Raw genomic sequence first — 12,462 nt, forward strand, 5'->3', positions numbered from 1 at the left:
TTCAGGCTCCGGGCGGGGGCGGCGGCAAGATCGTGAACAACTGCGCCAGTTCCTGTACCTCACCCGCCTTTTTCCAGCCGTCCTGACCGGCGGTCCAGACATGGGTGTCTCGTGTGATCTCTCCGTCTGTCGCCATGCGGCCCATCTTGGCCTTGGAAAATGGCCCGCTGGTTTGCCCGTCAACGGCGATATGCCAGACATGTTCCACTGGCGGTGGCGGCGGAGGCGCCGTATGCGCCGCAGGTTGCTGGGCAGCGGGGGCGGAACCGCCCCACGGACCGCTCGGCTGACCCGCTGCCATGTTCGACATCTGCTGTGCCATGGCCATGCCCATTCCCATGCCAAGGCCAGCGCCCATGCCACCGCCCTGACCGGGATTGTTGGCCGCGGCTGTCATCGCCTCAGCGGCTGAATACTGGGTGAATTTACCCAGATCACCAGCCAGCCCCATCGATGTCCGCTTGTCCAGCGCCGCTTCAACTGCGGGTGGCAGTGAGATGTTCTCGATGTAAAATTCAGGCATCTCCAGCCCGTACCCGTCCAAGACCGGGGTCACTTCTGCCGCGATCAACTTGCCCAGATCGGCGGTATTGGCGGCCATGTCCAGAACCGGAATGCCTGATCCTGCGATGACCCGGCTGAATTCCTGAACGATGATATTGCGCACCTGAAAGCTGATCTCGTCCATCGTGAACTCACCATCGGTGCCGACGATTTCGATCATGAATTTTGCTGGGTCTTTGACCCGGGTTGTATAAGTACCGAAAGCGCGAATGCGGGTCGGTCCGAATTCCGGATCGCGCAGCATGATCGGGTTCTTGGTGCCCCATTTCAGGTCATTGAAGCGAGTCGTGTTGACGAAATAAATCTCGGATTTGAACGGAGACTGAAAGCCATGGTCCCAATGCTGCAGTGTCGTCAGGATCGGCATATTGTTGGTCTCAAGCATATAGAGACCGGGAGTGAAAACATCCGCCAGCTGCCCCTCATGCACGAAAACGGCCGCCTGGCCTTCGCGCACGGTCAGTTTGGCGCCGTATTTGATCGCATGGCCCTCGCGTTCGAACCGCCAGACCATCGTATCGCGGGTGTCGTCGACCCAGTGGATGACGTCGATGAACTCGCCGGTCAGAAAATCGAAAATACCCATTTGGGGTCTCCTTATCTTGGGCTCACAGCTGCTGGCCCATCAGTTCGCGCGCAATGATCCGCACCACGGGACGCGCGTCTTCGACAGCCACGCCAGGCTCAAGACGCGGGTCATAGAGCATTGTCAGTAATTTCTCGTCATGGCTGGTCAGCAGCGCAAATTCATCGTCATCATTAAAGATGGATGGTCGCGCAGCGTTGCTGTCATTGGAGAGTCCCAGCCCCTGCGCCATTTCTTCGTGGATGCAACTGCGCCGCAGCATATCAGGCAATTCAGCACGGATCAGCACCACCGCCCGAACAAACCGGTGCAGGGACCGGTTGGTCGGAGACGCGATGACAAAACAGTCAATATTTGAACGCGGGTTTGCAACCAGGTCAAGCAATGGCTGATCGATACCCGGCACAAGCTGTTTCAGGCGGGAGACCACGTATGCACTGTCATCCTTTCCCGCGAAAAAGACATGGAAATTTGCCTTGCGGGTAACGACAGACATCGGATGACCGGTCACTTTGGACAGCCGCGCGGTAAAGGTCTCGACCTGTTTGGCATCCTTTGCCCGCATTTCGGGGGACACGGACGGGGCGAATTCTGTCTGAACACGGATGGGGGCGGACCATCGGCTAAGCTGGCCCTCGGTCGAGTATGTGGTCGCGGTGACGGCGTGATCTGGATACTCGTTGAAAAAGGCAATCGTCTCGAAATTGCGCTCCAGATCGCTGGCATCATAGGGTGTGTCCGGCCCGCCGCCATCGCTGCGCAGCATACCACGCGTCAGCAGGTCACGTTCTACCCGCTGATAGAACCGCGCAAGATCCTGACTGGCCGCAGATGGAGGTACATAGGCATTAGGGGCAGGCGCTGGGGGGGCTACGGGGCGCGGTTGAGGGGCAACCGAAGACGTCAGGGCCTCGTCGCAGTTGGCCAGCGCCAGCAATGCGACCAGACCCAATACAGGCTTCAGATATCCCTGTGACCGCACCTTCAATCCACCATTAGCCCGGAACAGCTGTTCCGGCGTTGTCACCGATACCGTCCTTGCGCGCTTTGGCTGCGGCCAAAGTGTCGCGCAGTTCGGTTTCCATCTTCTGCAGCTCTTGCTCGGCAGCGGCGCGTTTGGCCTTGCCTTCATCCGCAATCTCCAGGCTTTCATTGATGGTTCCGATCAGATCGGCATTGGCCTGTTTTACGGCCTCGATATCAAAGACACCGCGCTCCATTTCCTGACGGATCACCTTGTTCGACTCGCGCAGGTTGGCGGCATTCGCAGTCAGAAGGTCGTTGGTTAGGTCATTCGCATCGCGCACGGCGGCGGCGGCCTCGGCGCTGCGCTGAATGGTGACGGCTTGAGCCAGCTGGGTTTCCCAGAGCGGCACGGTGTTCACTAGGGTCGAGTTGATCTTGGTCACCAGGGATTTGTCATTTTCCTGAACCAGACGGATCGAGGGCAGCGACTGCATGGTGACCTGTCGCGTCAGCTTCAGATCATGCACCCGGCGTTCCAGATCATCGCGCGCAGCACGCAAATCGCGCAGCTCCTGCGCTTTCATCACCTGATCCTCTTCGGGCGCGGCCTGAACCTCGGCCTCTTTCTGAGGAATGTCCCGGCTGTCCAGTTCGTTCAACTTCTCTTCGCCGGCTGCGATGTAAAGCGCCAGCTCATCATAAAAGCCCAAGGTTTTTTCATACAGGATGTCCAGGGACTTGATGTCCTTCAACAGCGTATGTTCATGCGAAAGCAAGTCATCCGTGATCCGGTCGATCTGGCCTTGAACCTGTTCGTATTGGGCGGTGAACTTGGCGAACGGGGCGGCCTTGCCCAACAGTTTTTCCCACCAGCTACGCTCGCGCCGCACGTCGAGTTCGCTGACCGAGAATCCACGGATCGTGGTCACGATATTACGCAGGCTGTCACCTGCCGGACCGACATCCTTGTTGCGGACATCCGCCAGCATCGCCTGGCTGATTTCCTGCAACTCGGCCTGCGCACCCGAGCCGAAGGACACGATGGAATTCGTGTTCCCCATGTCGATCTCGCCCATGCGTTTACGAATTTCAGCACCTACAGGCTCGTCGGCCTCTTTCAGAAGGACAACTTCCGCCGTGGGGTCGGGCAGGGCTACGGCGGTCACTTCCTGTACCAGCGTTTCGGCTTCGACTGCCTTGTTCTTTACTTCCTCGGACATGGGGTAATCCTCTCTGTATACTTTGGGCCGGTCAGTCCAACCGAACGCCTTCGCGCTGCAACCGTTCGCGCAGCACGTCAATTTCAACCGTCAGATCGCTGCGGTCATCCAATAGCATCTTACGGGTCCTGGCAGAGAAATTCTGTTCCAGGTCATCCAGTAGAGACGAGTAATTCTGCAGCGACTGTGCATCACGTGTTCTGGCATAAACATCCGAGAATTTGACCGTCGCGTCACGGGCACCCTGCAGATAGACGGTCAGGTATTTTCTTGCTCCGGCCAGATCGCGCGGGTCTTCTTCGACGGTGCGAAACAAATCGCGGGCAGTTTCCTGAAATCGCTCGACCCGCGCTTCGATCCGGCGGTCCCCAGCACGTTTGATGGCGTCGGTCATTTCGGTCAGATGCGCCTCAGCGTCTTCGACTACCCGTGCGACACGGTCCTGCTGAAAGGTATCGATGCCTTCCATGCCTTTGTCTGACATAGGGTCCAGGCCGAAGGAAACGGAATGCAACACAGCAGCGGCGGTGCCGAATAAAACTGGGGCGATGAGGCTGGCGTCAGACACGGTTGCCGCATCGAGAAACTCGGATCGGTATGAGGCCAATCCAGCCCCAAGGCCGGTCAGAACGCTGGAAAATATCTTGCGGGGAATTGCCGGGCGCCGGGCTGTGCGCCGCGCGTTATAGGCCGCTTCGGCCCGCAACCCTTCGCGCAGCAGAAAGGCCGCCCCGGTCAGCAAACCAGCGGCAACAAGTCCAATGGTCATCCCGATTGCACCGTCGTTCAGCGACAGAAACACCAATGGAACAGCCGGGATAAACAGTATATTAGCTCGCGCGCCAGCCGGTTCTACGCGCGCGCCATCAAACTGACCGCGCGCCGGTTGATCTGTCGACGAATCTGAGTCGTGTGGGCTGTATTTGCCGCCAAAGCGTTTGGCCATGTGCTTACAGCCCTCCCAGTAACCCGGTGCAGACGCCGAACAACAGAACCAATAAGGCCACGTAGGCCAGTTTTTGTACTCCGGACCCGGACATGATGCTCCCTGAGTTTCTCTTTGCGGAAAACTTAGGGGATGCGCGGCCCCGGCGCTAGGGGGAAGGTTACCTAACCCTTATCATTTGCGAGATTTCTTGCCGATCGGAGGCCGTTTGCGCTGTGGTCGTGCAGGGCGTTTGGCCGGAGCCTCGGGCTCAGCCTCAAGACCAAGCTGATCACGCATGACCCGGCGGCGAATTTCCTCGACCTCTCCGGGTTTCAGTTTGCCCAACTGAAACGGGCCGTACGAGACGCGCAGCAACCGGTTCACGGCAAAGCCGATATCCTCGATCGCGCGGCGGATTTCGCGATTTTTACCTTCGCGCAGGCCAATGGTCAGCCAGGCGTTTGCGCCCTGTTGCCGATCGAGTGTTACTTCCATCGGTTGGAACCGTTCACCCTCGATCACCAGCCCCTTTCGGAGCGGCGCGAAATCCTCGTCTTTTGGACGCCCGTTTACACGGACGCGGTATCTGCGCAGCCATCCGGTGGCAGGCAGTTCCAGCTTGCGCTTGATGCCGCCATCATTTGTCAGCAACAGCAACCCTTCCGAGTTCAGGTCAAGCCGCCCGACGCTCATGACGCGGGGCATGTCCTCGGGCAACTTGTCGAAGATCGTCGCGCGGCCTTTTTCGTCCTTCGTCGTCGTAACCAGACCGGGTGGCTTGTGGTACAGCCAAAGACGTGACGGTTCCGGCTCGGACACCGGCTTGCCGTCGACGGTGATCTTGTCTTTGGCGGTAACGTTCAGCGCGGGGCTGTCGATGGTCTTGCCGTTCACAACCACACGACCTGCTTCGATCATGCGTTCCGCTTCCCGGCGCGAGGCGACGCCAGCGCGGGCAAGGACTTTGGCGATCCGGTCGCCTGGAGGAGGGGTATTAGTCATTTGCAGCCCATAGCGCATCCCGCCGCCTTGCGAAAGGCAGGTTTCTGATGCAGTCAGAGGCATGGAGTTCAAATCGTACATGGATATCGCGCTTGAGCAGGCGCGCGAAGCCGGTGAACGCGGCGAAGTTCCGGTAGGGGCTGCTATCGTGCTGGGCGACCGGGTTGTCGCCGTGGCAGGGAATCAGACACGCGAGTTGCACGACCCAACCGCACATGCCGAGATTCTGGCCCTGCGCGCCGCCTGTGCTGCGACCGGATCGGAACGCCTGATTGACCACGACATCTATGTCACACTGGAACCCTGCGCGATGTGCGCCGCGGCTTTGGCCGCCGCTCGTGTTCGGCGGATCTATTACGGGGCCTCTGATCCCAAATCGGGTGGGGTAGCTCACGGGGCGCGGGTGTTTTCCCATCCACAGTCGCACCATAAACCCGAAGTGTTTGACGGTATTGCCGCCAAGGATTGCGAAGCCCTGCTGCGCGAATTCTTCACCAAAAAGAGGGACAGTAAATAATCTGGGTTGGGACCGGCCTGCGGTGCTAGGGTTTGGCCCAGTCCACGCGATAGACCGTCTGTGGCCCACCGAACCCCTTTAGTTGAGCGGAAATCGGAGCGCTGAACTGTAGCCCGGCGGTCGCGCCCAGCAGCAATCGGGTAACGTCGGTGACAAGAATTTCATTCGCGCCACAAAGGCCAGTCACCCGTGCGGCCTTATTGACCACCGATCCAAAGAAATCCTCGTCCCGCTGAATGACATCGCCGGTATGAATGCCAACCCGAAGACCCAAGGGTATATCCGACTGTAGGGCCGCATTTTCCCTTTGGAATTCGGTCGCCGCTTGGATCGCGTCGTGGACAGAGGAGAAGATCGACATCGTGCCATCCCCAAGTGATTTGACCAGTCGGCCGCCATGGGTGTGAATTAGATTTTCAGCCAGATCGAAATGGCTGGATATGAGCGCGGTCCATTTGTGATCTCCGACCTGACGCGTGATTTCAGAAGAACCCGCGATATCAGTAAACATGACCGAAGCCGCGCCCTCTTGTTGATCCTGAGTGAATTCCTGCCGAGCTGCCGCGATCAATGCGTTCAGCGCTTCATGCTCGATCCCGATTTTCTCCATGTTCGAAGTCGGGTTGGAGACATGCATCTGGATCATCTTCCAGACACCGTTTTCCAGATGCAATACAAAGGTGAACCTATGGAGCGTGGCTTTGCCGTTTGATGTGAATGCAAGTGTTGCTTCGCAATGGGCCCATCCTATGTCACCGCATTCAAACGCCTCGAGCGAATGTTCGTCCCAGCTGAAATCCGGAATTTCACGGGTGTGGTCGGCAAAGCCCCGGCGGAACACCTGTCCGGACCAGCTTTCGCCATCTGCCGACCCCTGATACCGCAGATGTTCAGATGACGAGAGCAGGTTCATCAGCGCGGCGCGATCCTTGAGGCGAACCGCATCATTCCAGCGCCGTATGACGGCGACCAGTTCTGGAGAGGGTGTTACCGCGTTACTCATCAAGCGGCTACAGCTTGATGGCTTGCATCAGCTGCGGTTCGATCACCTCGACACCCGGCAAACCGTCCGCCAGCACCTGCGCGGATTGTTCCAGAATCGGGAAGGTCTTGTAATGGCAGGGAATCACGGTTTTGAAATTGAAATAGCGCTTTGCAGCATAGGCGGCGCCTTTCATGTCCATGGTAAAGTGGCCCCCTGCGGACAGGATACCTATATCGGGTTTATAGTAATCCCCCATCCAGTCCATATCGGCCATGATATCGGTGTCGCCCGAAACATAGAGCATGTGCCCCTCGGATGAGATCATGAAACCGACCTCGCTGCCGCCGGTGCGCAGCCCGTCTGGGGTTGAAAATGTCGAGCTGTGCGAGGCGGGTACCATCGAGACCATAACACCGTTCAGGTTGACCGTGCCGCCTTTGTTGAAGCCGACTGTTTCCAGACCTTCAGCTTCGCTCCAGTACCCCATCAGGTCATACTGACCGACCACGGGGACGTTCAGATGTTTGGCCAATGAGACAATGTCAACGACATGATCGAAATGCGTGTGTGTCAGCAGGATATGTGTCGCGCCTTCCAAAGCAGCGTCATGCTGATCTTCAGGCAAAACGGGGTTGCCGGTCAGCCAAGGGTCGATCAGCAGAACCTGTCCTGCTGTTTCAATGCGAAAGCTGCCATGCCCAAGCCAGATGATATTCATGAAAAGCACTCCCAAATGAACTGTTGGCAGCAGACTAGCATCGGGTATGTAAAATTTCATGGATTGGTTTCGGGAAATTGACAGCTATTGTGAGCGTTTATCGCCTGCCTATTGGGCAGAGCCGATAAATGCGGTTACGAATACCGCCTTTTTGATTGCGGCTTTCATTATGTGGCGGCGGGTGCGCGGGCCGGGGATGCCATTGGCAAAAATGCTTGTGGTTATCCTGGTCGGCATCGGAATTGGCAGTTATTTGTTTCACACCCATGCACAGGTCTGGTCCGCGTTGGCGGATACTGCACCCATCCTGCTTTTTATTCTGACCTATATTTTTGCAATGAATCGCGACGTCTGGCAGTTGCGGCCGCTTTACGCGGGGATCGGCGCGGCCCTGTTTGTGCCATATGCCGCTTTGACGATTCCGGTGTTCCAACTGATTCCGGGTCTGGGCGGATCGGCCGCCTATGCTCCGGTGCCGCTATTGATCCTGATTTACGCAATCCTGTTGTCGAAACGCCGGCCTGATACCGCCCGCGGGCTGGCGACCGGCGCAGTGATCCTGATCGTGTCGATTACCTTTCGCGCTTTGGACGCACCGATTTGCACGCAATTCCCGACTGGTACGCATTTTCTGTGGCACATCCTGAACGCCACGATGTTGGGCTGGATGATCGAAGTCTACCGCAGGCACCTAAGCCGTGCGTCTCAGGCCTGAAACGCAGCAGCCAGTTCTGCGGGCAGGTCAAATTCGGCCAGAACCCTGGTGCGTGCATCGGATGACATCTTACGCGCGGTTTTCTCGACAATGCTGAGGATTTTTTCCTGCGAGTGCTTTGCGGCGAAGGGAGCGAAATACCATTTGAGGAACACAAAACAGGCCACATCTTCCAGCGCCTGCACCTCGTTGTCACGTTTGATACCCTGCTTGCGCACCATGCGTCCGGCGTCTTGGATTTCGTTCTCTTCAAATCCGCACTGCTTCATCAAGGTCATGACGGTTTGCGCATGGTGTTCGCCCTGCGCCTTGCGCCAAGCCAGATACCCGGCGCGCCCTTCGGGATATTCACTTCGGGCCAGCTTCCAGCGTTCAACATGTTGCCCGCGTGCGGCGATCTCAAGCGAGTTCGATGCATCGGGAAAAAGCCTGGCCAGTTCAGCGCTCATGCGTTGTCCGTAAAGCAACGCTGCGGGTTGGCCGTTCTCTAAGGTTGGATCTTGGGTGTTGGCTGCGTCGATTGCGTCCAGGACTGCCTGTTTTCGCGCGCTCATTCTATGCTCCGTGGGCTTGCCGGAAATCCGGCGGTGTGTTCGGACGCATCGTAGCGAGTCGGCAAATCAAACGCAGCAGTCAAATGCGAAATTCCGGGTCGGAGAGGGGGATCCGACCCGGACGAAGTTGTGGCGTCAGTTACCCAGCTTCGTTTTGTCCTGTGTAACTGGTTCGGAAACCTGATCGGGGAAAGACAGGTCGCGGGTTAGCGAACCCATGGTGGGTCCGAATGCCTGAGCTTGCGTAGCAAGAACAGTAGTGGCCAACACAAATGCGGTCATGAGCGTTTTCATCATCTTACTCCAGTTAGTGGCTGTGCCATGCTGTAAGAAGTGAACGGCGCAGTTCACTTTTTCAAGGCGGATTCTGAACTAATTGGTTTACTTTTGTGCATAGGCGCTATGCATTTTTGTATGGCTGTCGCCGCCTCCTTGCATAGAAGGGGCAGAACAACCGCCTGCTACCCTTGCGACCGAGGCATCAGACAGGTAAATGCCCCCTGACGCATATGAGGTTTTCCGATGTCGATTGACCAAAGCACCGCCGCAAAGGTGGCCAAACTGGCCCGGATCAAGGTCGAGGATGACGCGCTGCCTGCGCTGGCATCCGAGTTCAACACCATTCTTGGGTTCATCGAACAGTTGAATGAAGTGGATGTCGACGGTGTAGAGCCGATGGTTTCGGTCGAACCGATGCGCCTGAAGCGCCGCCAGGATGTGGTCACCGACGGCAACCAGCAGGACAAGGTTCTGGCCAATGCCCCCGACGCACGCGAAGGTTTTTTCGCAGTCCCCAAAGTGGTGGAGTAAGACATGAGCGATCTGAACAAACTGGGCCTGGCCGAAGCCCGCGACGCGCTGCGTGCCGGTGATGTCACCTCGGTCGAGCTGACCGAAGCCTGCTTGACCGCCATTGATGCAGCAGATGCGCTGAACGCTTTTGTTCATAAAACCCCCGAGATCGCGATAGAACGTGCCAAGGCAGCGGACGCGCGCATCAAAGCGGGTGATGCGCCGTCGATGTGTGGTCTGCCGATCGGCATCAAGGACCTATTCTGCACCAAGGGCGTGCCCTCGCAGGCAGCCTCAAAGATTCTTGAAGGCTTCAAACCTGAATACGAATCTACCGTTTCGCAGCAACTGGCCGACGCGGGTGCCGTGATGCTGGGCAAGCTGAACATGGACGAGTTTGCCATGGGCAGCAGCAACGAAACTTCGGTCTATGGCAATGCGGTCAGCCCGTGGCGCCGTGGCAATGACGACGCACAGCTGACACCGGGCGGGTCCTCCGGCGGATCGGCTTCGGCGGTGTCAGCTGATCTGTGTCTGGCCGCCACTGGCACCGATACTGGCGGCTCGATCCGTCAACCAGCGGCTTTTGTCGGGATTACTGGCATCAAGCCGACCTATGGCCGGTGTTCGCGCTGGGGCATCGTGGCCTTTGCATCCTCACTGGATCAGGCCGGACCGATGACCAAGAATGTCCGCGACGCGGCGATCATGCTGGAAACCATGTGCGGTCATGACCCCAAGGATTCCACCAGCGCCGAGTTGGCCGTCCCGAATTTCGAGGCCATGCTGACCGGCGACATCAAGGGTAAGAAGATCGGTATCCCCAAGGAATACCGGATGGACGGCATGCCCGCCGAGATCGAAAAACTCTGGGCAGATGGCGCGGCGATGCTGAAGGACGCAGGGGCCGAGATCGTCGACATCTCTCTGCCGCATACCAAATACGCGCTGCCCGCCTATTACGTGATTGCGCCTGCCGAGGCGTCCTCGAACCTGGCGCGCTATGATGGTGTCCGCTATGGCCGCCGCGCGCAGATAGGGCAGGGCGACGGCATCACCGAGATGTACGAAAAGACCCGCGCCGAAGGCTTCGGGCACGAGGTGCAGCGCCGGGTGATGGTCGGGACATATGTTCTGTCGGCGGGTTTCTATGACGCCTATTATAACCGCGCCCGCAAGGTCCGTACCCTGATCAAGAAAGATTTCGAGGACGTCTTCGCCGCCGGTGTCGACGCCATCCTGACCCCGGCCACGCCGTCGGCGTCGTTCGGACTGGGCGAAATGACCGAGGCGGATCCGGTTCAGATGTATCTGAACGACGTCTTTACCGTGACGGTCAACCTTGCTGGTTTGCCGGGCATTTCGGTTCCTGCAGGTCTTGATTCTCAGGGTTTGCCGCTTGGTCTGCAGCTGATTGGCCGTCCATGGGACGAAGGCGATTTGCTGAACACGGCCTATGCGCTGGAAAGCGCTGCGGGCTTTGTGGCCAAGCCGGGGAAATGGTGGTAATCCTCTGATCAACAAGACAACGTAGAACGGAGCAGCTGGATGCGCTTTTCGATTCTGATCCCCGCAATCGGGTTGATGGCCGCCTGTAACACGGTGGCCCCGGTTCAGGGTACAGGGTTCAACACCCCGACTTATCAGGCGCAAAGAGAAGCTGAGCTGGCAGGGCAGGGCGGCACCGGAAGCCCTCTGCCGGAACCCTATGAGGTCTCGCAACAACCTCTGGGGTCGCCCACATCGGGCGCGGATGGTGCTGACCTGGCCACGGCCACTGCTGCAGCGCTTGCAAGCACCTCGACGCAGGCGACCGCCGCTTCAGCATCGGTGCGGACTGCGAGCAACAGCGGCATCTCTGACGAACAGGATTTTGCTGCGGTTTCTGAACGTCGCAGTATCGAAACCGATGCTGCTCGAATCGAACAGAACAGCCAAACCTATGAGGTTGTCGCCCCAACCGCGGTTCCGCAACGCGGAGCGGATGGTCAGCCAAACATCGTCCAATACGCGCTGAGCACATCCAATCCGGTCGGTGCCCAGCTTTACAGCCGTGCAGGGTTCAACCTGCAGGCCAAGGCACAGCGGAATTGCGCGAAATTCCCATCGGCGGACCAGGCGCAGATCGAGTTCCTGTCAAATGGCGGTCCCCAGAAGGACCGCAAGGGGCTGGACCCTGATGGCGACGGATATGCTTGCGGCTGGGACCCCAGCCCGTTCCGCAGTGCCGTCAACAACTGATCCAAAGCCCATCTGGCACCCATCCCCCAATTTCGGAGATCGCCGGGATGGGCTGACGCCGTCATTGATCGTTTTGCACTACACCGCAATGGACAGTGCACAGGCTGCGCTGGATCGCTTGTGTGACCCGGCCTTCGAAGTCTCTGCGCATTACCTGATCGGTTCCGATGGCACGCTTTGGCAATTGGTGCGCGAAGAGGACCGGGCCTGGCACGCCGGGGCAGGGGAATGGCGCGGGCGAACTGATATCAATTCGCGTTCGATTGGGATCGAGCTGGACAATCTTGGCACCCATCCTTTTCCCGAACCTCAGATGACCACGCTTGAGTGGCTTCTGGCCCGTATCATGGCCCGATGGGCGATTGCACCGGACGGGGTTATCGGCCATTCCGACATGGCTCCGGGGCGCAAGGTCGACCCCGGCCCGCGCTTTCCCTGGCAACGGCTCGAACATCTCAATTTTGCTGGCCAACGTGGCCAGGATGACGGCCCGCAAGAGGCCTCGATGCCGCTGTTCCGTGCGTTGGCGCAACAGATGGGCTTTTCGCCCGAAACGGACGACGACACACTGCTTGCCACCGTGCGTCTCAGATACCGCCCTTGGGCCAAAGGCCCGTTGGAACCTGCGGATTTCACCCCGCTCGGCCATGCGGCGCTCTGGACCTGATCGGCTT

Annotated in this window: 14 protein-coding genes and 1 pseudogene; 6 read left to right on the forward strand and 9 right to left on the reverse strand. The window is 58.4% G+C overall.

Annotated elements, in window-relative coordinates; translation table 11 throughout:
* Position 1: 1 nt before the first annotated feature.
* From AC2FFF_RS07695 to AC2FFF_RS07715, 5 genes and pseudogenes are all read right to left on the reverse strand, one after another.
* Positions 2–1,150 (reverse strand): SPFH domain-containing protein, encoded by a 1,149-nt coding sequence (locus AC2FFF_RS07695; protein ID WP_281994943.1) that lies wholly within the window; start codon positions 1,148–1,150, stop codon positions 2–4.
* A 22-nt stretch (positions 1,151–1,172) separates the two neighbouring features.
* Positions 1,173–2,177, reverse strand: a complete 1,005-nt coding sequence (locus tag AC2FFF_RS07700) for a DUF2927 domain-containing protein (RefSeq protein WP_271949375.1) — start codon at positions 2,175–2,177, stop codon at positions 1,173–1,175.
* Positions 2,146–3,336: a toxic anion resistance protein gene (locus AC2FFF_RS07705; protein WP_281994942.1), complete on the reverse strand. Its 1,191-nt coding sequence runs from the start codon at positions 3,334–3,336 to the stop codon at positions 2,146–2,148. Before AC2FFF_RS07705 ends, AC2FFF_RS07700 begins: the two co-directional genes overlap by 32 nt.
* Positions 3,337–3,367: 31 nt before the next feature.
* On the reverse strand, positions 3,368–4,282 hold the full coding sequence (locus AC2FFF_RS07710) for a 5-bromo-4-chloroindolyl phosphate hydrolysis family protein (RefSeq protein WP_281972709.1): 915 nt from the start codon (positions 4,280–4,282) through the stop codon (positions 3,368–3,370).
* Between the two features lie 177 nt (positions 4,283–4,459).
* A pseudogene (locus AC2FFF_RS07715) lies at positions 4,460–5,266 on the reverse strand (pseudouridine synthase); the annotation flags it as partial.
* Between the two features lie 61 nt (positions 5,267–5,327).
* Between AC2FFF_RS07715 and AC2FFF_RS07720 the strand changes: the two are divergent.
* Positions 5,328–5,783, forward strand: coding sequence for a nucleoside deaminase (locus AC2FFF_RS07720; protein ID WP_281972711.1), 456 nt, complete (start codon positions 5,328–5,330; stop codon positions 5,781–5,783).
* A 25-nt stretch (positions 5,784–5,808) separates the two neighbouring features.
* Here the strand turns inward: AC2FFF_RS07720 and AC2FFF_RS07725 are convergent, their stop codons facing one another.
* A complete protein-coding gene (locus AC2FFF_RS07725; protein WP_281972712.1) occupies positions 5,809–6,786 on the reverse strand; it encodes a nuclear transport factor 2 family protein in 978 nt (325 codons plus the stop codon).
* Between the two features lie 7 nt (positions 6,787–6,793).
* Positions 6,794–7,486 (reverse strand): metal-dependent hydrolase, encoded by a 693-nt coding sequence (locus AC2FFF_RS07730; protein WP_281972713.1) that lies wholly within the window; start codon positions 7,484–7,486, stop codon positions 6,794–6,796.
* 58 nt (positions 7,487–7,544) lie between these two features.
* Here AC2FFF_RS07730 and AC2FFF_RS07735 point away from each other — a divergent pair, with 58 nt between their 5' ends.
* Entirely contained in the window at positions 7,545–8,201 is a 657-nt protein-coding gene (locus AC2FFF_RS07735) for a ceramidase domain-containing protein (protein WP_281972714.1), read from the forward strand.
* On the opposite strand, the gene AC2FFF_RS07740 is transcribed toward AC2FFF_RS07735, so the two are convergent.
* Together AC2FFF_RS07740 and AC2FFF_RS07745 are read right to left on the reverse strand one after the other, a co-directional pair.
* Positions 8,192–8,755 carry a DUF4202 domain-containing protein gene (locus tag AC2FFF_RS07740; protein ID WP_281972715.1) on the reverse strand — a complete coding sequence of 188 codons (564 nt, stop codon included), beginning with the start codon at positions 8,753–8,755 and terminating at the stop codon, positions 8,192–8,194. The two genes, AC2FFF_RS07735 and AC2FFF_RS07740, sit on opposite strands and share 10 nt — an antisense overlap.
* A gap of 135 nt (positions 8,756–8,890) precedes the next feature.
* Positions 8,891–9,049 carry a hypothetical protein gene (locus AC2FFF_RS07745; protein WP_185956681.1) on the reverse strand — a complete coding sequence of 53 codons (159 nt, stop codon included), beginning with the start codon at positions 9,047–9,049 and terminating at the stop codon, positions 8,891–8,893.
* A gap of 228 nt (positions 9,050–9,277) precedes the next feature.
* Here AC2FFF_RS07745 and gatC point away from each other — a divergent pair, with 228 nt between their 5' ends.
* From gatC to AC2FFF_RS07765, 4 genes are read left to right on the forward strand one after another with little or no spacing between them, the layout of a single operon-like run.
* On the forward strand, positions 9,278–9,565 hold the full coding sequence (gene gatC, locus AC2FFF_RS07750) for an Asp-tRNA(Asn)/Glu-tRNA(Gln) amidotransferase subunit GatC (RefSeq protein ID WP_142636734.1): 288 nt from the start codon (positions 9,278–9,280) through the stop codon (positions 9,563–9,565).
* Positions 9,566–9,568: 3 nt separating this feature from the next.
* On the forward strand, positions 9,569–11,056 hold the full coding sequence (gatA, locus tag AC2FFF_RS07755) for an Asp-tRNA(Asn)/Glu-tRNA(Gln) amidotransferase subunit GatA (RefSeq protein WP_271949391.1): 1,488 nt from the start codon (positions 9,569–9,571) through the stop codon (positions 11,054–11,056).
* A gap of 39 nt (positions 11,057–11,095) precedes the next feature.
* On the forward strand, positions 11,096–11,788 hold the full coding sequence (locus AC2FFF_RS07760) for a hypothetical protein (RefSeq protein ID WP_142636737.1): 693 nt from the start codon (positions 11,096–11,098) through the stop codon (positions 11,786–11,788).
* Positions 11,739–12,455 (forward strand): N-acetylmuramoyl-L-alanine amidase, encoded by a 717-nt coding sequence (locus AC2FFF_RS07765; RefSeq protein ID WP_496882922.1) that lies wholly within the window; start codon positions 11,739–11,741, stop codon positions 12,453–12,455. Before AC2FFF_RS07760 ends, AC2FFF_RS07765 begins: the two co-directional genes overlap by 50 nt.
* The last annotated feature ends 7 nt before the right edge of the window (positions 12,456–12,462 follow it).

The organism is Ruegeria sp. YTSA226 (assembly GCF_059609905.1).